Below are 22,197 nucleotides of genomic sequence, written 5' to 3' on the forward strand. Positions count from 1 at the left end.
CGTGTCACTCCTCGTCGAGTCGATTCGTTTGGCGGGATGTCCTCGGATTGTAGCGCCTCATGGACAAAGGCTTGAGATAACTCGGTCTGGTATCGGTCACCTCATAGGACGCGCGAATCAAACTGTCTGTGAGATCCTTGAAACGCAGCGGAAAGAAGGGGGCCATATACGGAGAACCCAGCGAGCGCAGCCTGGAAAGGTGCACCAGCAAAAAGCAAAGCCCGATCGCGATGCCGAGCGCACCCCAGATGGCTGCCAGCAAAATGATGGGAAAACGCAAAAAGCGGATGGCATTGGACATTTTATAGATCGGGGTCACGAAAGAAGCGAGTGCGGACAGCGAAACGATAATGATCAGCACGTTGCTGGTTAAGGCCGCCTCTACGGCCGCCTGGCCAAGAATGATGCCCCCCACCACGCCCAGCGTCTGTCCGATCCGGTTCGGCAATCTCGCTCCTGCCTCCCGCAGAAATTCAATCGTAATTTCAAGAAAAATGGCTTCGATAAAGGGAGGGAACGGCACGTTCTGCCGGGACGCAATCAGCTTGCCAAGCAGTTCCTTCGGCACCACTTCGTAATGATAGGTCATCAATGCCACGTAGAGCGCCGAAGCAAACAGGGAGAAAATGACGCCGAAGATGCGAATCAATCGAAAAAAGGACCCCAGCGCCCAAGGCAAATAATAATCCTCCGGCGAAACGAAAAAATCGAACAGCGTGGACGGTCCCGTCACGATGCTTGGCGAGCCTTCGCTGATGACGGCCACTTGGCCCTGCATGAGGGCATAGACGACGCGATCGCGGCGCTCCGTCGTCGTGAACAGCGGGAACGGGGTCAGCGAATTGTCCGTGATCAGCTGATCCAGTTGCGACGTGTCGAAGACTACGTCGAAGTCGATCCCCCTCAGTCTCTCCTCCATCCTGGATACGTTCTCGGGATGAGCGATGCCCTCGACGTACAGGATGGCCACGGTGGATCGGGATAAAGAGCCGAGCGTCATTTGTTTGATGATCAGATTCGGCGTCCGCAGCTGCATGCGAATCAAATGCAAATTCACCGGCAATGCTTCCACGAACCCCACCTTCGGGCCGATGACGCTGAATTCGTTCTCGGTGTCGTTGTCGCCCCGCACCCCGTCTTTACCGACCATCGGAACAATAATAACCTGCTCCGCCCGGGCATGTTCACGAATGATCAGATTTCCTTGAAGGAGCAGCGGTATCACCTGATCCGTCTGCTGCTCGACTTTCGTTTCCTCGATCGGGATGCAGCGCAACAGATCGTGCAGCTCCAATCCCGCACGGGAAGCAAGTTGGTCCTGCAATCCGTGAATGACCAATTCCAGCAGACGGCTGTCCACCAAGGTCTTGTAGTAACACAGCTGCAGCTCCAGACCATTTCCGTCCAATTCCATATCCTGAACGATAAAGTCGTCGGAACGGCGGCAGGAGGAGAGCAGGTCTTTGTCCTGATGCTCCGGATTCGGAGATGTCTCTTTTTGCTCCGTATTCATACGCCCTCCCCTTTCCCTGAATGAAGTGGCTCGCCCTGTCGCGGACGATCCCTGTCGCTTCGCCGGATCAATGAAACCAGAAATAACAGCGGAACGTACATCAGAATCAGCATTTCCCCTGTCAAGTCATACCAGGCCGTCAGCTTTTCGAGCATGACCGTATCCTTGACCACGAACAGCATCGTCACAAAGAGCAGTATCATCGCCTTCAATCCAAGGCTGGGCCGGATGGCGCTTTGCAGCTTCATGCAGCGGCAGGAGGCCCAAAGGCTTAAAGCGATGATCGACAACATTTTCAGCAACCAGAGGGACAGCGCCAAATATTCCATGCGCTGGATGAGCGGCAGTTCGATGATGCTGATGAGACTGAGCGTGGGCCACAAATGCTCTTTCATCTGTCCGGGGCTGAAAAACATGTAAGCAAGAACGAAAAAAACAAGGTAAACCGCCGTTGCGGTGAACAATGCCGAATACGCCCATTTCACCGAACGCTCCGGAGACTTCACGTATGGATAGATCACCAGCAGTATCCCGCAGCCGATGAATTCATGCAGCATCTGCCGCGTGGACACCCATAACGCTCCCGCATCGTGATCCAACACGGGAAGCAGATTGCGGGGATGCAGGTAGGAGGCAACCATAAAGGTCTGGGGAAAAACGAAAATCAGGATAAACAACGTGCCCCACAGACAGATGCCGGCAACCGAACGAATCCCGCCCGAGACGCAGTAATAGATCAGGATGAGAATAACCAGACCAAGCATCCACGCGTTTTGCGTTGGCAGAACCCAGAGCTGGATGATATGGACATAGGTTTGGAACGTCACGAGCGCCCCCATGATAAAGTACAGAATGAACATCCAGTTGATGAAGGCTCCCAGGTAGGAACCCCAGTATCGACGATTGATATGCACAAGAGAGGATCGGTCCGGAGATTGGCGGCCAAGCAGAACAAACATCATCTTGATGATCAGGCCGATGATGGCGGCTGCGGCCAAAATGCTGATCCAGCCGTCATTCGCCGCGCCGCGCAGCATATTGTGTTGAAAATTCATCAAACCTGCACCGACGAAGCTTACATAGAGCACGAAATATAGATGAAGCGGGGACATCGCGTAGCGATTTTCAGAAGTGTTCACAGAGATCTCCCTTTCTCAAGTGAATCGGATGGTAACGATTGCGTCATCATCATGCGTTTTTCCTTGAGATTAGGTTGGAAATAAATCGAAATTTTATGCAAAAAAGAAAGGACCGCCAGCGGCGATCCTTTTCAAACCAAACGGCCTCGCCGGATCGGAATGATCCGGCAAGGCCTGTCCAAATCACGGATTACAATTGTTCGCCGTTGGACGCGATGACGTCTTTGTACCAGTAGAAGCTTTTCTTCGGCGTTCTGCTCAGATCGCCGTTGCCGTCGTTGTCTTTGTTGACGTGAATGAATCCGTAACGCTTTTTCATCTCGCCCGTCGATGCGCTGACCAGGTCGATGCACCCCCACATCGTGTATGCGATCAGATCCACGCCGTCAGCCACCGCTTCCTTCATTTGCGTGATATGGTCGCGCAAATACCGGATGCGGTAATCGTCGTTGATGGAACCGTCCTCTTCCACAATGTCCACGGCTCCCAGGCCGTTTTCCACAACCATGAGTGGAATTTGGTAGCGGTCATAGAGATGGTTCAGCGTATATCTCAATCCTTGCGGATCGATCTGCCAGCCCCAATCGGACGCTTCCAGATACGGGTTTTTGACGCCGCCGAGCAAGTTTCCTCCGACTTTTTCCACCGATGGATCAGCACTTTCCACGAGGGACATGTAATAACTGAAGGAATAGAAGTCTACGCAGCCTTCTTTCAGCGTTTGCTCGTCCTCCGGCTGCATCTCGATCTGGATGCCTTGTTCCGCGAAGAAACGTTTGGCAAAGCCGGGATACGCTCCGCGGACTTGCACGTCTCCGCAGATCATGTTGGAGATTTGGTCTTTTTTCTGTGCAAGCAAAATATCGTCCGGGTTGCACGTGTTCGGGTAGGTCGTCATAAACGCGACCATGCAGCCGATTTTGAAGTCAGGATTGATCTCATGGCCCAGTTTCACCGCTTTGGCGCTCGCCACGAACTGATGGTGCAATGCCTGAAAACGAGTCTGCGGATCGTCGATGCCGTCCGTCAGCGTCGTTTTGCCGTCGAACAGGATGCCCGCGGCCATGTACGCGCCCATCGGCATCGTCAGGCAGTTGATTTCATTAAATGTCAGCCAATATTTGACCTGGTCTTTGTACCGGTTGAAGATCGTGTCGCAATAGCGAAGATAGCAATCAATGACTTCACGGGAAGCCCAGCCGTTATATTTTTGAGTCAGCCCAAATGGTGTTTCGTAATGGGAGATTGTAACCAATGGTTCGATGTTGTATTTTTTCAGCTCGGCAAAAACGTCGTCGTAAAATTTCAGGCCCTCTTCATTAGGCTCCAGGTCGTAACCGTTCGGATAAATCCGGGACCAGTTGATGGACATGCGGAACATTTTGAAGCCCATCTCGGCCATCAGGGCGATATCTTCTTTGTAATGGCCGTAGAAATCAACGGCCTCGTGGCTCGGATAATACGTCCCTTCTTCCAGGACAGGCGTAATGCGACGCGGCGTCGTGTGCGTACCCCCGGTCATCATGTCGGACGTGCTTGGTCCTTTGCCGCCCTGATTCCATCCGCCTTCAAACTGGTTGGCCGCCGTAGCGCCGCCCCAAAAGAATCCGTCTTTCATCTTCATCTCTGCATCCTCCTTCATGTCTGGTCAAGCCTTCAACACAAGTGTACCACTCATACCCTGACAACGTTTGTCATGGTATAATCATGATATGGAACATAATCGATTATTCAAAATGTTGCTGCTTCTGCTGGAAAAAAAGAAAACGACCGCCCCGGAGCTTGCGCGCCTGTTCGAAATATCGGTGCGCACCGTCTACCGGGATATCGACCGTTTGAGTGCCGCTGGCATTCCGGTTTATACGACGACCGGCAAACATGGCGGCATTCATTTGATGGACCACTATGTCATGGACAAATCGCTGCTCAGCGAGGACGAGCAAAATGAAATTTTGCTCGGTTTATACAGCGTCAGTGCCATTCCCCACCTGAATGGCGCCCGGATGCTGCAAAGGCTGACGGCGCTGTTCGACCACAAGCTGGACTGGATCGAATTCGAGCATTCGCCGTGGGGCAGCATTCCTGATAAAGAAATGGAGCTGTTCAATCAGGTGAAGCAGGCGATATTTGCGCGCCAACCGATTTCATTCCATTACGTGGATTCCAATGGCGAGGCAAGCATGCAAACGGCTCAGCCCGTAAAACTCGTATTCAAAAACAACACCTGGTACTTCAAAGGATTGAAGCAGCTTGAAAGCGGCACGGCCGGCGTCGAAACCTTCAAAATCAAACGGATCAGCCAGCTGCGGTTTGTCCCCGGCCTGCCTGTCCTTGATCCATTCGCTTTACCGACGGATGAAGCCATGCAAACGCCGGAGGAACTGGTCCGGATCGAGTTGCTTTTTTCGGATACTGTGGCGTACAGGGTACATGATTTCTTTGATCCGGTGTCGATCCACCCTGAACAAGACGGTACGCTGCGGGTAGTCATGCACCTGGACGAGGGCGAACGGCTGTATTCCTTTCTGATGTCCTTCGGTGCCGAAGTCACGGTTGTAGAACCAGCGAGAGTCAGGGGAGAATTGTTGAGGCGGCATCGGCGGGCCGTTCAACATTTACTGGAAGAAAGTGGCGTGGAGGGTAAGGAGGAGTGATATAATGGAACCAGCGTTGTCTTTTTTCGAATTATACCTATCTCTTGCCAAGGAGGCTTGTCCATGATCCAACACATCCGACGCAACAATGTTGAACGCTTCAAAGGATTTGGCACGCTGTACGACCAAAATCGGCCTTCCGCCCCGACGGAAGTGGTCGAAATCCTGACCGCCTATCTGGGCGGGCAGCCGCGGCTTGTCGCTGACGTTGGCTGCGGCACCGGATTGTCCTCGTGGGTTTGGCTGGACCACGCCGAGCGCATCATCGGTATCGAGCCGAGCGACGACATGCGCACCGTTGCGGAAGCCAAATGGGAAGCTGCGGGCAAGCCGGACAATCTGAGGTTTGTTGCCGGCATGTCCCACGAGCTCGGGCTTCCGGATGGAAGCGTGGACGTGCTGACATGTTCCCAGTCCTTCCACTGGATGGAGCCCGTGTCCACCCTGCGGGAATTCGCGCGTGTTCTGCGTCCCGGGGGCATTTTCGCTGCCTATGACTGCGATTGGCCGCCCGTGCTGGACTGGTCGTTGGAAACGGCCTATCAACGTCTGATCGCACAGGCCGATGATTTGGCATTCACGCTATCGGAATCGGATCACCAGGCCCACAAATGGAGTAAAGAAGGGCATTTGGAGCAGATTCAAAAGTCGGGACTCTTTCGTTATGTCCGGGAAATCGTGTTTCATCATCACGAGACCTTCACGGCCGAACGTTTCGTTAATCTCGCGCTTAGCCAAGGCGGACTGCAAACCGCATTGAAACTAGGAGCGGAAGAGCTGAACGGTTTGGCAGATGCGTTCAGGCAGCAAGCCGAAGACGTGTTTGCGGGTCAGACCCGGACCGCTCTATTCTCCTATCGCATGCGTTTGGGAGTCGTTTGATCGTTGGCACGGAAGAATGATGTACGCACCAAAGGAGAGTGATCAGACTTGCACGTTAAGACGTATGAAGATTGGATAGGCCAATGGCTGGACGCCCATTTCGATACGCCACATCGGGAAATGGTCATGTCCTATCCCGCCAAAACGGATGCTGAAGACTACGGCGTGCCGCAAGCGATGCAAGATGGCAAGGTCGACGAAGAAGGTTGGGTGCGCTGGAAAATGGTCGCCTCCACGGTCACGGCAGAGCAAGTAAGGGAAATGGAGCGTACTTGCCGCCTCGCCGCTCCCGTTCCTCCGCTGTATCTGGCTTATCTCACTACACGTTTCGTATTGAACGTAAACCTTCGGTACGATGACTTCATCGTTACTTTGCCGGACCTGCCCTCCGATCATGCTTTACGCGACGTACGGACGATGTGGATGAACTGGGAACAGCTCATACAGCATGGATATATTCCGATTGCAACGTATGAAGATGGTGCAGGCCCCGTTTGCTGCGATACGCAGAGCCCCCTTCCGGATGGGGATTATGATATTGTCTGGTTTGATCACGAGGAATTCGTAACCGAAGATGCCGGAAGCCGCACACGATTAGAAGCAATGGCCAAGCCGCTGTTTCCGTCATTCCGGGACATGCTTCTCTCCGCCAAAGGAAGTCCCGCATCGCTGAAATGATGAATTACAAACAGCCGTTCCTTGGAGAGCGGCTGTTTCATTTTTCCCGTCAGGAAGAGAACAGGCGGCTTAATTGGTCTTCCTGTGCGTTTAGTGCAAACACTACCTTGGAAGGGTCCTGCGGCGAGTACATGACCTGAATGATGTGTCCCTGCTGCACCTGCGGCAGCGCGGAGGACAAGATTTCCTTTTGCGTCGTGACGGTAAACGTTTCTCCACTGCTCTTCGTTATGCTTAGCGTGATCTGGAGTTTGATCTTGCCGGATGTAATGCTACCCAGCGGAGTTACGTCCATAATTTTGGCCATTGCCTTCTCCCCGGTGCGCGCAATCTCCATCATTTCCGGCGATACGCCCTGCTGCACCATCTTCTCGTTTAACAGTTCCTGCAAATCGTCCTGCGACAGCCGTCCCTTCAGGTCCAACCCCACCTTCCGCTCATCCTTCTCGGAGACGATCAATGGCACGAAGCTTCCCGGCTGGAATTGGGCCAATGACGTGAGCGGAACGATCGTGCGCAGCTCGGCATCATACTTCTCCCGTCCTTTGCGGGAGACGGTAAGCCGGAGCCTGACCTCCGGCTGTTCATTCACGTAGGTGCCTGTCTGCTGAATGGCGTTAATGATCCCGACCGCAGGGAGCCCCGATTTGATGCGGCGCGTCCCTAAAAACATGCTCAGCAACGACGGAATGAAAATCAGGCCAAACCCCGCATAAATCGCTGGCTTATACCACCAAGCGTCCATAATTAGGAACGGATCATCCCATAGATGTTGAGCCAGAAAAGGGGAGAAACCTACGCCGAATACAAGCAAAATACCGATTAGTCTAAAAAACGATACCACGTTATCACCTCTTAAAATCAATTCAATTCGTTGTTATATGAATTTAATGATGAATCCACTGCCTTATGTTCATTCCCTCGGCCATCAGCCCGATATCCATCCCATATAGATCAGTTCTGCCGGGTTTGCGGGATTTTTTCCTAAACCTACCCGGTCGCCAGCTCTGGGAATCTGCATTTTGGACACCAGCGTCTCCAGCGTTCGCCGATACCTGCTGCCATCCGTCTCGGTCACGTCAAGAACCAGCACAACGATGGGATCGAAGTTGATCAGCTTGCCCGTATCGGTAACGCTCACCACCGTCGCCGTTGCTGCCATGGGCAGCGAACCGCTTGCCGCCAATTGTGCCTGTCTGGCCGAATCGAGGCTCTGATTGATCGCGTTGCGATGCTGCTTCGGCACCATCCCTTTCATCAGCATGCCCGTCAATCCTTTGTTCATCAATGTATCGGCCTTTGCGATCGCATCTTCCTGTTTGTTTTTTCGTCCGAACCATCCCATCATGATCAACCCCTCGTTTGGTTTGTTCTATATAAACCACACTAATCAGTCACACAAGGCACTGCGAGTGCAGTACCATCTTCCGATCGCTGTTATCCCCAGATTTTTTGATTCCCTTATTTCAAGGGAAAAATCCGTTGATCAGTCTATGCTTCCGATGCAGCTTTCTTTCAGAAAGCTTTTAGGCGACCGCTTTGCTTCTCCAGATTGGTTCTGCCTCTACGTAAGGTATGAATGTTTTTTGCGGTTTATATAGGTTATAGTTTCATTATAAACACGCCATCCCCTGATTGGATACGGGTTCGGAAGCATACAAAAAAACCGGAAAGATCGGCCGTTTAAATCTCCGATTTCCCGGTTTTGCATACCCTCAAGGGTCGTTTCTGCAAAAAAACGATAGCTTTACCACAATCTAATGACTGTTTTAGGGAAATGTTTTGCGGTATGGAGCTTATTTTTTTCGCAGCCAATATACGAGCTTGCGATAATACGTCGCCGCCTCCTTGTACCGCCGCAGCTCCTCGTTTACGACGGCCAACCCCTCATACAGCCGCTCGAGCCGCAGCGCATGCTGCACCGACTCAAAATACGGCAGGCAGGCCAGCGCTTTCGCAAGAAACGGCTCCCGTTCGCCGTGAGCAAGCGCCAGCTGGCTCTGATAAAACGTGGCAGCCATCTGTTGATCCTGCGTGATTGCGCATTTTTGCAGCCGGTCCACGCTATGGGCCAGCATGCCCCAGTTTTTGCGGGCCAGGGCTACCTCGCAGCGATATATCCAGAGCAGCGGCGCCATCGCCTGCCGGGTCTCCTCCGGTTCCCGTCCGAGCAGTGCTTCGAATCGGTCGATCTCGTCCTGGGCCTGATCCAGCTCGCCCGTCATCGTCAGCATGACGATCCGGTTGTTGGCGATCGCCGTCACGAGATCGCCCTGATTCGCCGCGTAGACGAGATTGGCTTCCGCCATCGACAGCGCCGAGAGCGCTTCTTGCGCGAGCCCCATTGCGAAACAATACCCGCTATATGCTACGTACAGTCCAGACAAGCGGTGAAACAGCCGCCGATCGTACACCTGCCGCATGGTCAGCTCAAACGTCTGTTTAGCCTCCTCATACTGCTTGACCTGAATATAAGCTTCCATTTTGATGTTCTGCACCGACAGCCAGAACTCGCTGCCAGGTGCCACAAGGTCGCCAAGGCGCGTAGCATGCGTCAATACGTCGGTAAAAGCATGCTTGGAGCGATAATACTGCACTTTGTAATATAAAAGCGCTTTGGACAGCGGGGCGGGAAGGTCCACGTCGTCGGGCCGTCCGTATTTCTCAAGGTAAAAGTTCAAATAGGATGTATGGATGTATTCATGGGCATCCGCATCGTTCAGTTGCTGATAATAGACCGCCTTCATCAGTGCGGTGGTCAGCTCCACGACTAGTGCGTCGTCCCTGTCGTCCAGCGCATGCACCGCTTCCTCTGCAAGCATCGATGCCGGAACCGACAACTGTTCAAAGACGGCTTCGGCCCGGGCCAGCGTGCCTTCATCCTGTGCCCCGGCTTGCAGTACATAGGACGGCGGAACGCCAAGCCGCACTGCAATGGCTTCCGCCAAATCTTCGGGCAGCGGGTAGCGCTGCGCAAGAATATTCGCGAAATGGGCCTGCGTCACCAGCCCTTCCACCAGATCTTTGCGCGAAATGCCTTTTCGTTTGCTTAGAAATTCAATCCGTTCTTTTAGCATGACAGCATTCCTTTCCAACCAACTCGGGGGTCGTCCCTCTAGTTGTTATCATCCCAAATTCGCAAACCGAATGCCAGCATTCGGGCAAAATCATTCCAAACGGTTTCCGTTTCGGGCCTAATTGTTTTACAATGGAAAAGTATGTACACATGAGCTGAACATGAAAGGATGCTAATCATGATCATTAAACCAAGAACGCGTGGTTTTATTTGCACAACTTCCCATCCGGTCGGCAGCGCCGCCCAAGTACGGGAGCAGATCGAATACGTGAAGTCCCAGCCGAAGCTGAACGGGCCGCGGAACGTGCTTGTCATCGGTGCCTCCACCGGCTACGGACTGGCTTCGCGCATCGTCGCCGCATTTGGCGCGGGAGCGAACACGATCGGCATCTATCGCCCGAGCACGTCCACCGACAAACGCACCGCTTCCGCAGGCTGGTATAATTCCGCTGCATTCGAGCGCGCGGCCGAAGAAGCCGGACTGAAATCGTACAGCCTTACAGGCGATGCATTCGCCAACGAAACAAGAGAACGCGCCGTTGAATTGATCCGCAGCGAGCTGGGCCAAGTCGACCTCGTCGTATACAGCGTCGCTTCGGCACGCCGTACCGATCCGAATACCGGCGAAGTATTCAACTCCGTGCTGAAACCGATTGGTCCGTCCTATACCAACAAAACCGTCAACTTCCATACAGGGGAAGTCAGTGAGGTAACACTGGAATCTGCGACGGAAGAAGACATTCGCCAAACGGTAAAAGTCATGGGCGGCGAAGACTGGCAGCTGTGGATCGATGCCTTGCAGGAAGGCGGCGTGCTTGCCGACAACGCAACCACCATCGCGTTCTCTTATATCGGTCCGGAACTGACGCATGCTATTTACCGCGAAGGAACGATTGGCCAAGCGAAGGATCATCTCGAAGCGACGGCACGCCAATTGAACGAACGTCTTGGCGCAACCGGAGGCCGGGCGTACGTGACTGTGGCCAAAGCGCTTGTGACCCAATCCAGTTCCGCCATTCCGGTGGTGCCGCTTTACATTTCCGCGCTCTATAAAGTGATGAAAGAAAAAGGACTGCATGAAGGCTGTATCGAGCAGCTGCAGCGTCTGTTCGCAGACCGTTTGTATGCAGGCGGCGAAGTGCCAACCGATGCGGAAGGACGTATTCGCATCGACGATTGGGAGATGCGCGAGGACGTTCAGCAAGAGGTTGCCGACATCTGGAACCGCATCACGACCGACAACATCTATGAGCTGTCCGATCTGGAAGGGTACCGTAAAGAGTTTTTCCAACTGTTCGGCTTCGAAACCGAAGGCGTCGATTACGATGCAGACGTTGATCCAAACGTCGAAGTGCTGCATCAGCGCTAAGCCGACATCCTTAAATGACAAAGAGACAGTCCAGCACCAATGTATGGCGTGTGGACTGTCTTTTTGTCATTTTGCTCGGGCATAATCCTTATATACCCGGCCGCACTATGCGATTCATTTTAGGGGCCCATCTCACGTTTCAAAGCGTTTTGAGCTTGCGAAACAACCTGCTCAATCCCTTCGGGTCCGTCTTGCGGACCGTGATGGAACGTGCACCGTGCATGCCGGCGAACAGCGCCAGCCCTTCCTTGAAATCATCCAGCCACTCGTCTGCCGCGGGCGCGCCTGCTTCAATATGGAGCAGCTGAATCGCAAGCTCGCCCGTTTTCCGGTCCAATCGAGGGTCCATGCGCCCAATCAGCCGATCGCCATGAAGAATGGGCATGGCATAATATCCGTACGTCCGTTTCGACTCGGGCGTATAAATTTCCCATTTGTAATGAAAATCAAACAGATCGACGATGCGCTCTCTTCTCCACAACAAATTGTCCAGCGGCGGCAAAAAACGGACCGGACCGACCGGTTCATAGTGCGCTTCCTCCCGCTGCATCTCGCGCAGCAACGGTTCGTCCTCGGCTCGAATATAATACGGCGCGGCGACTTCCTCCACCTGCAGCGGGATCAATCTCCCGTCCCGCACCCTGGCAGCAAGTTCGGACCGACGCTCGGCCGCCGTTCGCGGAAACCAGCCGAGCCGAGGGTCTCGTCCATCGATGACGCGATAAGCATGCGCATACTTGTCCATCAGCGCCTGCTTTTGCTTTTCCGCATCCCATGTTTCGCCGAACTGCAATCCTTGCTGTTCCAGATGCGCCTCCGTAATCGCAAAATAACGTTCGGTTCCTTGTCTGGCTACAACGCGAATCGCGGCGGAATCCCGCAGCAGGTTAATCGCCAATGACGTATCTTTGGTTTTGAGCATATCAGGGCTGTCCCAATATCCGCTTACCCGCCGGGTCGCCTGAAAGGCCTTCGAAGGCAGCGGTCCTTCATCTCTCAATCGCTGCAGCACGTGGTCTGCCGCTTGGCGAACGTTTTCCAGCGAAGGAGCCAGCCGCTCCCGGTATCTGGCCCGAATCGGCTCATAGGTCGAATAGTCTTCCATCGGAATAACGCAGGCGGCATTGGCAAAATATTCGAATACTTGATGTTCCTTCAACAGCCCATGCAAAATGCCAGGCGTATAACCTGCGTCACGCGCCCCCAGCACCAAATGCTGATTTCCGGTGACGGCTGCGACAGGGTCGATTTGCACGCAGCCGAGGGAACGGATCAGGTTCATAATTTCATCCGGTTGGGACTGTCGGGATGGGGTTGGCCATGGTCCCAATAAAGACTGGGTGTGGAGCAGGAGACGCCGAACCGCAGCTTTGCTTGTATGCAGCACAGTTGTCATGGGTAAAATTCGTCCTTTCCGTACTGAATATAATTCCGGCTTAGATCACTGCCGCTTTCTATCGACATTATCATACCATTCCGATCATTTGTATCCAATTCAAGGGAGATTTTCCGGAAAGCAGCGACGGCGATCAGGCAACGGATTCGGACATTTGAATATTTCTATGTAAAGGTAAGCCTCTTGGTATATAAAAAGAAGCGCCACCATCCTGGATGATCCGCTTCTTATGTTTGACTTTATTCCGTTTTTCCTGTTTGCTCGGCATCACTCTGACATGTTGGGACAAGGCTCCGTAATCCCCATTGACTCTCCGACTTTGTTCCGGACACCAGGTTCCCGTCCGCTGTGCTTTGCGCAGTGCTTTTTGCGTTTGCGTACGCGCCATCGGTACAACACTCCCTTTGAATTGGTATGCACCAAATATACCATGTGCTGCCTTGCAAGTGAAGGTGTCATCGCCCTGCTGCTTCGAGGAAAACCCTGGACCGCAAATGAATGCCCACGGCAAGCATCACCGTTGACGAACCGTCCTTTTCCTGCGGGATTGCCACGTTTCGATCGGGACGTCGTCGTCGTCTTCAATAAGTTCCATGGCCTCATCGATCCGCCTTGATTTGAACAAAACAATCAATTCATCCAAATCCTCCCGATCCAGCAGCTTCACCCCGTTGACCGCAGCCAATGTGCGGCAAGCCTCGGTATAACGCGCTGACGTCAGCACGATCGACCGATCCGCCTCGTAATAGCGCATGGACGCATAGATTTCCTGCACGGCGCTAAGACCCACCGGATGGTTGGCACCGTACCGCTTGGCCTGGACCACGCTGCGACGGCCTTGCCTGTCCACAAATACCAGATCTGCGCCGAAATCCCGGCTGCTCGTCGTTTTATGCACTTCTCCGTAGCCCATCTGTTGGAACAGATGGAACAGGTACAGCTCGAATTCGGAACCATCCTCCATTTTATCGATATCGCGCATCGTGATCTTCCGCGGGTTGGCTTCCCGCCGTATGCGCCGTCCCCGTTGCATTCGCCGACGTATGACCCATGCCAGCAGAAGCAAAAAAACGATGCAGCCTACCAGCAGCATACTTGCCTGATCGTTCCCATTCATCAGATTTTCTCCTTGTCCGTTTCAGCCCGGCTGCAGTTCAACCACGCCTTCTCATCCGATTAATATATCAAACTTTCGTCCTGGCAGAAAGAAAATGAATGCCTTGTAACCACGAAAAACGACGATAATTCTCCAAACAACGACAATTTATTCCCGTTTCTCTACAAAAGGTTACAATCATCCCGTTGAACTCATGCAACTCGAAATGGTAGAATTCAACAGTTACATGTATTTCGATAACTGAAAGGTGGTCTATCTCTTGCATCATTCCCACAAAAGAAACACCAAAGCTTTGACGGCCTTGCTGCTCGGCAGCGCCCTGTTCTTCGGCATTACCGGAGCCGGTTCCGCTGAAGCGTTAACGAAGCCTTCGTGGACGTCCCCTTCCGTGGTGTTGTCCGAAGCCAACACGGAAGAACAGGTTTCGATCAAGGAGCTTCATGCAGTTCCCTCCAAAAATCTCGTTTATGTGCATACGTCTCAGCCCGTGACCAAAACGAGCAGCAATACAACCCTGGATTGGCAGCTGGACTCTCTTCAAGCCTATGATGCCACGAGCGGCCAGCTGAAATGGAGCACCATTTTTCATGAAAAAAGCGGGCCTTACACGATCTCGTCCAAATCCCTGTACAGCAGCACCGGCACGGCATACGTCTACATGGCATACTCCGATGGAACCAAGAAAGTGTATTCGTATAATACATCCGGCAAAACCAATTGGGTGAAGAACGTTCAGGCTCCTTCCGAGATCTACCTGCTTGACAACGACACGCTCCTGGTCAGCTCAAGCCAAGGCGTTCAAACGAACGGGACCGTTCGCTCCACCCTCTCCCTGTATGATCGAAAAGGGACGTTGACCGGCAGCAAAACGATCAACGGTGCAGTGCTGCAAGCAGGCAACCATCGCGTCGTCGTAGATGCCAGCAAACAAACCAAAGTCGGCGGTTATTGGCAGCGTGCAGCGAATCCGAAGGTCGAAATTTATGATCAAACGCTGAATCGCCTGTCCTTCTACCAGTTCCCGAGCAATGCCAACACGATTGGAGACGGCGGAGGCGAATCCCTTGCCGTACTCGAGGACGGCTCTGTCATTATGCGTGCCAATTTCGCCAATACGGGCAACAAGCTGATGGGCTTCGGAAGCGACGGCAAATTGGCATGGGGACGCAGCATTGCTGGCAACGCCTACATCCAAACGTCTGGAAAGGGTTATACCCTGCTGACCGGACAGAAGCTGGAGCTTTACACAATGAAAGGTAAAGTTACGGAACGTATTTTCAAAGATGAGCAGCCTGTTCTAATGCAGATGGTTCGCACACAGGATGGCATGTACCGACTTGATTTCGCCAAAACGGGATATATCCTCGATCCGGAAACGCTGAAAACCGTGCACACCTATACAAGCTCTACATCGCCGTTGTTCGAAAATGCAGCAACGTACATCGATAACGTGTTTTATGCGATCCGTCAGGATGCGCTGAACAAATACGTGATCACGTCCGCTTCGTCGGGCAAATAAACTTTAGAGCGCTGTTTTCCTTCTAAATAAACCGTAGAAAACATCCACACGTTAACGGAGATGGTACTGCGCTCGCAGTGGCCTAGTGGGATTTATTATTGCGGTTTATATTATAAAAGGGGACGGCGCTCTTTCATTTGCAACTTTCCTTTTTGGCAGTTCTTCGGAACATTTGTTATAATGGACAAGGTCGAATCGCTTGACTTATGCGTTAGACTGAGGCGTTGTATTGACGCCATCTTCATTGAAACTCACTTCCGCACAAGTAAGGAGCGCAGCGATCCCATGATTATTCAATTCATTCGATATCGATAACTAGGGGCATAACCTTGAACCTCGCTTTTTTTTGAATGATTGCGAAGGTTTATTTGTTATGCCCTTTTCTTCAGTTATCAAATCTGAATGAATGGGGTGCTCGTCCATATGTCCATCCAACGAAGAGAACGCAGCGCAGCCTTGCTGCGTCCACATATCCACATGCTTCATTGTCCTTTATGCCATCATGAACTGGCTGCGGTTAATGCCGACTCCGTGCTATGCACCGCAAACCATACCTTTGACTACGCCAGACAAGGGTATATCAATGTTCTGACCCGCCCGTTCAACGGCCGGTATGACAAAAGACTCTTCACCGCAAAAAGGGAAGTATGGTCCCGCACGGGTCTCTATGCTCCTTTGGTTGCCGTGCTTCGGGAGCAGCTTACGGAACACGCTCTCCGGCAGCGCGAGCCCATCCATGTTCTGGATGCCGGCGCAGGCGAAGGATCGCTTCTTCAACAGGTGACTCAACATCTGCCCGCCGTAGGCTGGGGTATGGATATCGCGAAAGAAGGCATCGCCATGGCCTCTTCGTCCTACGACGGCCAAATCTGGATGGTGGGGGACCTGGCCTGCAGTCCGTTTGCGGACCAACGGCTGGATGCTGTAATCAACATTCTGTCCCCTTCCAATTACGAGGAATTCATGCGAATCCTTCAACCGGGCGGCAGGCTCATCAAAGTTGTGCCGCGAAAGCTTTATCTAACGGAATTAAGGGAACGGCTGCATTCGGGCCGCACAGAGCGAAGCAATCCAGAACATCTGTCGCTTGAGCGCTTCAAAAAGCATTTTAAGCTCACAAGCCGAATTCCACTTACGTATACGCTTCAAGTAGACGAAGCCGTACGCGCTGCGCTCGTGCACATGACTCCGCTATCATGGCATAGCTCGGATGACCAGCTGCAGCAAGCAAGCCACGCCCTCTCGCAGATCACCATTGATGTAGAGATCTGGACAGGAGCAAAATAAACAAAAGCCGGGAGCGCTCCAGCAGGAGCCTCCCGGCTTTTGTTGCTTCACGATCAAGGCGTCGGCCTAGGATCGCTCCCCTTACTTCCAGTTGCGTTCTATGAATTCATCCCGTCCGGACATGGCCCGATCTTCCTTGTAATGTTTCTCGTTTTTTTTGTGATAATCCTGATGGTAGTCCTCCGCCGGATAAAATACGGACGCGTCGCGAATCTCGGTCACGATCGGTTGGCTGAAGCGTCCGCTTGCCGCAAGCTCCCGCTTCGAGCGTTCTGCCGATTCGCGCTGTCGCTCGTTATGCACAAAAATGGCTGTGCGATACTGGGAACCCCGATCCTGGAATTGTCCGCCATCATCGGTCGGATCAATTTGCGGCCAGTACAATTCCAATAACCGCTCATACGGGAACACCTCCGGATCAAACGTAATTTCCACAACCTCCAAATGTCCGGTTTCCCCTGTTTTGACCTGCTCATATGTCGGATGATCGACGTGACCGCCGGTATAGCCTGATATGATGCCATGAATGCCCGGCTGTTCTTCAAACGGCGTCACCATGCACCAGAAGCACCCGCCGGCAAATGTCGCCTTTTCCATGCTGTTCATCTCCCCTATTTCCATAACACACTTGATTTTCGTAAATATAAGTTTCGCCATCCCGGGCCAAAAATACAGGATTGGCCTCAATCTAACGATAACAGACTTCTCCCCGGTCTGCCAGCGTCACACAACAAAAGAAGGTTAAACGCGGCCGCTTGAAGCGGCCTCGCTTAACCTTCTTCATTCCGAGTCAATCGTCATGCAAGTGCATGCTCTTCAAGCCCGGACTCAACATTCTAACGACAGATTATCCCCGACTGCGGCCCATGGAGCGGAAAATCAGGCTCACGATCGCCACCAGCACAATGGCCCCGATCAATGCCGGAACAATGTAAAATCCGCCCATCTCAGGACCCATGTCCCCGAGAATGACTCCACCGAGCCAGCCGCCGATAAACCCGGCTACAATGTTTCCGATGACGCCGCCAGGAATGTCACGGCCTACGATCAAACCTGCCAACCATCCAATGATACCACCTACGATTAATGACCATAACCAACCCATGTCATTCACCTCAATTACAAGTTATTGTTGTGTCTGTCTACTATTAACCGTTGAGCCGAATTTTAAACACCCCCACCCCAAAAGATGGTCAGCGTTCTGCCGGATTCATGTAAACAGCATTAGTATAACCTGGATAGGCAAATTTGTTGCATCATGGCCCGTTCCCGCTTTGAAACTTAGAAAAAGCCTACCCGACCCTGGCCCGGCTGCTCCATCCAGTTGTGCTTATGGCTCTTGTCCAGTTCGCCGCGCATACCCTGAATGAGCTTTCCGATGTCCACCTGTCCATGCTGATGCCATTCCAGCGCGGCGCTGACGTACAGTTCCCCGAGTTGGGCCAGCGAAAATGTTTCGGTACGTCTCGCCGCTTCCACCGTGCCCTCCTCGTCCGCAAAGGCGTCGAATCCGCGCTGCCGCAAGTATTGCAGCCGCAGCGCTTCGTCGGGCATTGGAATTTCGTAAGCCCTGTCGAACCGACCAGCACGGTTCATGAGGCCCGGATCTATTTTTTCAGGATAATTCGTCGTTCCGATCAGAAAGATACCTTCCTTCGACGTGGCCCCGTCCAACGTGTTCAGGAAGAACGAGCGCACCTCGGCAGGCATCGAATCGATGTCTTCGATGATCAGTACCATCGGCGCGAGCCGCTTGGCGGCATCGAATACTTCGCGCACGGACTCGCTGGTCGTGTATTCCGTAATCTGCCAGTACGCTGCCGGGCCTGGAATGCTGGCCGCAATCGATTTGACCAGGGTTGTTTTCCCATTCCCGGGATGGCCATAGAGCAAGATGCCCCGTTTGTACGGAATGTCATATTTGCGGTAAAAGGTGCGGTCCGCCTCGAAGAACTGGTCCAGCGAGCGGAAAATTTCCTGTTTGATCTCCTCGGACAATACAACCTCCTCCCGCGTTACGGAACGCGTAATGGACTCGGTCTGCCGATGGATGCCGCTTCGGGCATCGGTGTACACGGTCACCTTCTTCATGTTTTGCTGGCGCTCGCGCTCACGTACGCTGCCTAGAAATTGCTTCAGATGTTCTTCGCCCGCCGCAAACACAAAGTCTTCATTGTAAATGCCGTTGCTGCGGAAAAAAGGGATTCGCACAAGCGCAACGCCCCATTTCGGATAAGCGAACACATTATTGCGAATGGAATACTGCACCCCATAAGACGGCTCGTCCCCATCATCATCGTCGTAATGGAGCGTCCGCAATTCCAAATCCTCGAAAATCCGGGCGACCAGCTCCACATCCGGGCTTTCGGAACGCAAATCTTCGTCAAGCAAGCTCCAATACTCGCTGTTCGGGTCATCGCTGGCATATAACTCGTAACGAATTCCGTATCGCTTGTACAATGCGGCAATGATGCCGCGGATCAGGCGAGCGTAAGTAGCATAACCTTCAATGCGGCCATCATGCTTTTCGTCAAAGGCATAGATGGATGAGATGGTGGTGTTGTCTTCACTTGGCTTCAAGTTCTGTATCGTCATTTATTTGGCTCCCTTCACGGCCGCAAGCGGTTTGCACTTTGCCACGACCTGTGCCAGCCCTGCGCCGGTCACACTTTCAATAATTTCGTCCACATTTTTGTATGCTTGCGGGGATTCGTCGATGATGGATTCCAGCGAACGCTGGTTCACCACAATTTCATGCTCGGTCCCCACGCCCAGCGCCGACTCGAAATCCTGGACGGTCACGAGCCGCTTCGTTGCCGAACGCGACCGCACGCGGCCTGCCCCATGGCAAATGGAATAATAGTTGTCCGCACCCTGCGGCTGGCCCACCATAATATACGAGGCGGTCCCCATCGAACCCGGAATCAGTGCGGGGTGGCCTGTGGCCAGATAAGGTTTTGGATTATCGGGATGGCCTGCCGGCAATGCCCGCGTCGCTCCTTTGCGATGCACGAATACACTGCCCGCATCCTCATGTTTTTCTTCCCACGCATAGTTATGCATCAGATCGTACAACGTGCGAAACTCGCATTTTGGGCCAAACACTTCGCGAAACGCTTCCCGGATGGAGAACGCAATCAGATGGCGGTTCACCACCGCATAATTGAGCGCGGAATACATCATGTTCACGTAATGCTTGCCCTCTGCATGTTCGAGCGGCGCAAAGACCAGCTTGGGGTCAGACGTCCCGAGCCCGTTCCGGTGCATGACTTTGGCGATGGCCGATGAACTCGTCTGGCTCACATATCCGCCCCAAGCGCGGGATCCCGAATGGATCATTACTACAATTTGGCCGTCTTTCAACCCCCATGCTTCAGCAATGTCGCGGTTTTCTTCAGCAATCTCAATCGCCTGAATTTCGGCAAAATGATTTCCTCCGCCGAGCGTGCCAAGCTGACGATGCGACCGATGCCAGGTCATATCGGGCACAAGGTTCAATACCTCCTCGTCGAAAGCAAACTTGCTGCTTTCCACATGGGTTAGGGAGGTCGATTTTTTGGGCGTATAGCTGTCCGGAATGTATTTTTTCGGCAAACCGTGAAGCCCTTTGCGTACGATGTGTTCCAAACGAAGATCGGAGTAATGCCCGCGCTGGTTCGCTTCCATCGGCAATACCTTCTCAATGGCCTTGACCAACTTCCGGCGCAGTTTCACGTCTTTCAAGTCGTCCTTGTGCAAATTGGTCATATGCACCCGCATGCCGCAGCCAATGTCACTTCCCACGATGCTGGGAGAGACGTATCCGTCCTGCGCATCCCATACTGCTGTGGTGCCAATACACGTTCCTACGCCAACATGCACGTCAGGCGTGTAGCTCATGTACGAAATGCCGGGAATTTGCAAATTGTTGTTGGCCATCTCGAACACCTTATAGTCCAGCGATGAAAAAAGCTGTTGTGCCGCATATACCGTCAGATTGCCTGCAGGCAGGTTTACCTCATGCCGGTAAGCTTTCATCGTATGGTCCGAAGATAACATATTCATATTCGTTTTATTCGTATTATTCATAAACGTTGTACAAACCCTTTCCGTTGTTTCAACATGCAGCTTCATTGGATATCCGCAGTCATGTTAAAACCTTTTGATCATGATTTTCATGTAAATCGTTCATATTGCCCGTTAACGTCCATTGGATTAAAAACACAAAAAAACCATGGACAAATTGCCCATGGCTTCTTGAAGTACATTGATGAATGACAAGGACGGCATTTCGCATGCCGCAGTCAATGATTCATCATGATATAGGTTATGTGAGGCACACCGAAACGGCCAGGAAATAACGATCCCTGATTCCAAACGATATGCCGCCATTCCTATGTCGCCCGTAAGAGGCCAAAGAGACAATGAGCAGGATATGAAATTGTAAACGTGCTGCGTTGTGTCTGGGTGAAATCATAACCCACCATCATGTCCTTCAGCCTCCCTTCATGAATTGTTATAAACCATATTAAGCTGGTGCCTTTCAGATTGTCAACCCTTTTCTTGGAAAAAGAAAAACAGGAGTTCTTCCGAACTCCTGCCTCATGCCGATTGGAACTCGTGCATGTCATGCTGCGGCTAACATTTTGCGTCACAAGCCCGCTTGTTTTTCGACCTCGCCGACCGGGTTCTCGTCTTCCTTCTCCGGAACTTTGGAAGACATGAACCAACCGAACAAAGCGATGGCGATCAACACGACATAAAACCCGAATTTCCAGATTTTATTTTCCGGAAAATGTTCATCCAACACGCCGAGAGACGGATGAGCCAACGTAATTACGGCCAGCTTGACCCCTACCCAGCCAACGATGACAAACGCGGCCACTTCCAGTCCGGGACGGGAATGAAGCAATTTGACAAAGAACGAAGCAGCAAAACGCATAATGACAAGACCAATAAACCCGCCAAGGAAGATCACGATGAACTGGCCTCCATCCAACCCCCCGATATTGGGCAGCCCGCTTGGAGGCAAGGCTACGGCCAGCGCGACAGCCGCCAGGATGGAATCAACGGCAAAAGCGATATCCGCGACCTCGACCTTAAACACGGTCATCCAGAAACCGGATTGTTTTTTGGGCTTTTTAGGAGCTTCTTCTGCCGCTTCATCGGTTTTATTGCGGCCGCTCATTATTTTTTTCACGATATGGTTAATAGAAATGTACAGCAGATACAATGCACCGATGGCCTGAACCTGCCACACGTCAACGAGGAACGAAATCAGGAACAATGAGCCCAGACGGAAAATGAAGGCGCCGAGCAAACCGTAAAACAACGCTTTTTTGCGCTTTTCCTCAGGCAAATGCTTAACCATGATTGCCAGGACCAAGGCATTATCCGCTGCCAGAAGTCCTTCCAATACAACGAGTACAATTAATACCCAACCATACTCCAACAATAATGACAAATCCAAAATGACTCCTCCTTAGGTTCTATAGGATGTACAAAAAAAAGGACCTTTACCATCGCTGGCAAAGATCCTTTTTTTGACATATAAAAAGACCTTTACCCAGCATAACAACTTGGTAAAG

The 22,197-nt window shown here is 52.4% G+C and carries 19 protein-coding genes; 6 read left to right on the plus strand and 13 right to left on the minus strand.

Annotation, left to right across the window (positions count from 1 at the left end; all coding sequences use genetic code 11):
- Positions 1-4: 4 nt before the first annotated feature.
- From MKY59_RS24060 to MKY59_RS24070, 3 genes are all read right to left on the minus strand, one after another.
- Positions 5-1,513 carry a spore germination protein gene (locus tag MKY59_RS24060; RefSeq protein ID WP_339274164.1) on the minus strand — a complete coding sequence of 503 codons (1,509 nt, stop codon included), beginning with the start codon at positions 1,511-1,513 and terminating at the stop codon, positions 5-7.
- The gene (locus tag MKY59_RS24065; RefSeq protein WP_339274165.1) at positions 1,510-2,652 is read right to left on the minus strand and encodes a GerAB/ArcD/ProY family transporter; all 1,143 of its coding nucleotides are present in this window, start codon (positions 2,650-2,652) and stop codon (positions 1,510-1,512) included. Before MKY59_RS24065 ends, MKY59_RS24060 begins: the two co-directional genes overlap by 4 nt.
- Before the next feature lie 190 nt (positions 2,653-2,842).
- On the minus strand, positions 2,843-4,276 hold the full coding sequence (locus tag MKY59_RS24070; protein ID WP_339274167.1) for a glycoside hydrolase family 1 protein: 1,434 nt from the start codon (positions 4,274-4,276) through the stop codon (positions 2,843-2,845).
- Between the two features lie 88 nt (positions 4,277-4,364).
- Between MKY59_RS24070 and MKY59_RS24075 the strand changes: the two genes are divergently transcribed.
- The 3 genes from MKY59_RS24075 to MKY59_RS24085 all read left to right on the plus strand — a co-directional run bounded on the left by MKY59_RS24075 (position 4,365) and on the right by MKY59_RS24085 (position 6,866).
- Positions 4,365-5,306, plus strand: a complete 942-nt coding sequence (locus MKY59_RS24075) for a YafY family protein (RefSeq protein ID WP_339274169.1) — start codon at positions 4,365-4,367, stop codon at positions 5,304-5,306.
- 63 nt (positions 5,307-5,369) lie between these two features.
- Positions 5,370-6,188, plus strand: coding sequence for a class I SAM-dependent methyltransferase (locus MKY59_RS24080; RefSeq protein WP_339274170.1), 819 nt, complete (start codon positions 5,370-5,372; stop codon positions 6,186-6,188).
- A gap of 48 nt (positions 6,189-6,236) precedes the next feature.
- Positions 6,237-6,866, plus strand: coding sequence for a hypothetical protein (locus MKY59_RS24085; protein ID WP_339274172.1), 630 nt, complete (start codon positions 6,237-6,239; stop codon positions 6,864-6,866).
- A 49-nt stretch (positions 6,867-6,915) separates the two neighbouring features.
- Here MKY59_RS24085 and MKY59_RS24090 read toward each other — a convergent pair whose 3' ends face one another.
- From MKY59_RS24090 to MKY59_RS24100, 3 genes are all read right to left on the minus strand, one after another.
- Entirely contained in the window at positions 6,916-7,710 is a 795-nt protein-coding gene (locus MKY59_RS24090) for a hypothetical protein (protein WP_339274173.1), read from the minus strand.
- An 84-nt stretch (positions 7,711-7,794) separates the two neighbouring features.
- On the minus strand, positions 7,795-8,214 hold the full coding sequence (locus MKY59_RS24095) for a hypothetical protein (RefSeq protein ID WP_236415558.1): 420 nt from the start codon (positions 8,212-8,214) through the stop codon (positions 7,795-7,797).
- A 448-nt stretch (positions 8,215-8,662) separates the two neighbouring features.
- A complete protein-coding gene (locus MKY59_RS24100; RefSeq protein WP_339274177.1) occupies positions 8,663-9,943 on the minus strand; it encodes an XRE family transcriptional regulator in 1,281 nt (426 codons plus the stop codon).
- A gap of 177 nt (positions 9,944-10,120) precedes the next feature.
- Here MKY59_RS24100 and fabV point away from each other — a divergent pair, with 177 nt between their 5' ends.
- The gene (fabV, locus tag MKY59_RS24105) at positions 10,121-11,311 is read left to right on the plus strand and encodes an enoyl-ACP reductase FabV (RefSeq protein ID WP_236415556.1); all 1,191 of its coding nucleotides are present in this window, start codon (positions 10,121-10,123) and stop codon (positions 11,309-11,311) included.
- 139 nt (positions 11,312-11,450) lie between these two features.
- On the opposite strand, the gene MKY59_RS24110 is transcribed toward fabV, so the two are convergent.
- Together MKY59_RS24110 and MKY59_RS24115 are read right to left on the minus strand one after the other, a co-directional pair.
- Positions 11,451-12,707: a crosslink repair DNA glycosylase YcaQ family protein gene (locus MKY59_RS24110; RefSeq protein WP_339274178.1), complete on the minus strand. Its 1,257-nt coding sequence runs from the start codon at positions 12,705-12,707 to the stop codon at positions 11,451-11,453.
- 514 nt (positions 12,708-13,221) lie between these two features.
- Complete coding sequence (locus MKY59_RS24115; protein ID WP_236415553.1) at positions 13,222-13,824, minus strand: restriction endonuclease; 603 nt, start codon at positions 13,822-13,824, stop codon at positions 13,222-13,224.
- Positions 13,825-14,083: 259 nt separating this feature from the next.
- Here MKY59_RS24115 and MKY59_RS24120 point away from each other — a divergent pair, with 259 nt between their 5' ends.
- The gene (locus MKY59_RS24120) at positions 14,084-15,343 is read left to right on the plus strand and encodes a hypothetical protein (protein WP_339274180.1); all 1,260 of its coding nucleotides are present in this window, start codon (positions 14,084-14,086) and stop codon (positions 15,341-15,343) included.
- Between the two features lie 423 nt (positions 15,344-15,766).
- Complete coding sequence (locus MKY59_RS24125) at positions 15,767-16,630, plus strand: putative RNA methyltransferase (protein WP_339274181.1); 864 nt, start codon at positions 15,767-15,769, stop codon at positions 16,628-16,630.
- An 81-nt stretch (positions 16,631-16,711) separates the two neighbouring features.
- Here the strand turns inward: MKY59_RS24125 and msrA are convergent, their stop codons facing one another.
- From msrA to MKY59_RS24150, 5 genes are all read right to left on the minus strand, one after another.
- Positions 16,712-17,227: a peptide-methionine (S)-S-oxide reductase MsrA gene (gene msrA / locus MKY59_RS24130; protein ID WP_236415548.1), complete on the minus strand. Its 516-nt coding sequence runs from the start codon at positions 17,225-17,227 to the stop codon at positions 16,712-16,714.
- Positions 17,228-17,477: 250 nt separating this feature from the next.
- A complete protein-coding gene (locus MKY59_RS24135; protein ID WP_236415546.1) occupies positions 17,478-17,735 on the minus strand; it encodes a GlsB/YeaQ/YmgE family stress response membrane protein in 258 nt (85 codons plus the stop codon).
- A 176-nt stretch (positions 17,736-17,911) separates the two neighbouring features.
- A complete protein-coding gene (locus tag MKY59_RS24140) occupies positions 17,912-19,225 on the minus strand; it encodes an AAA family ATPase (protein WP_339274184.1) in 1,314 nt (437 codons plus the stop codon).
- Positions 19,226-20,668: an RtcB family protein gene (locus MKY59_RS24145; RefSeq protein ID WP_339278467.1), complete on the minus strand. Its 1,443-nt coding sequence runs from the start codon at positions 20,666-20,668 to the stop codon at positions 19,226-19,228. It abuts the gene before it with no gap.
- Between the two features lie 592 nt (positions 20,669-21,260).
- Complete coding sequence (locus MKY59_RS24150) at positions 21,261-22,079, minus strand: TerC family protein (protein ID WP_236415542.1); 819 nt, start codon at positions 22,077-22,079, stop codon at positions 21,261-21,263.
- Positions 22,080-22,197: the final 118 nt, after the last annotated feature.

The sequence above is a fragment of the Paenibacillus sp. FSL W8-0426 genome, from assembly GCF_037969725.1.
Lineage (GTDB): Bacteria > Bacillota > Bacilli > Paenibacillales > Paenibacillaceae > Paenibacillus > Paenibacillus hubeiensis.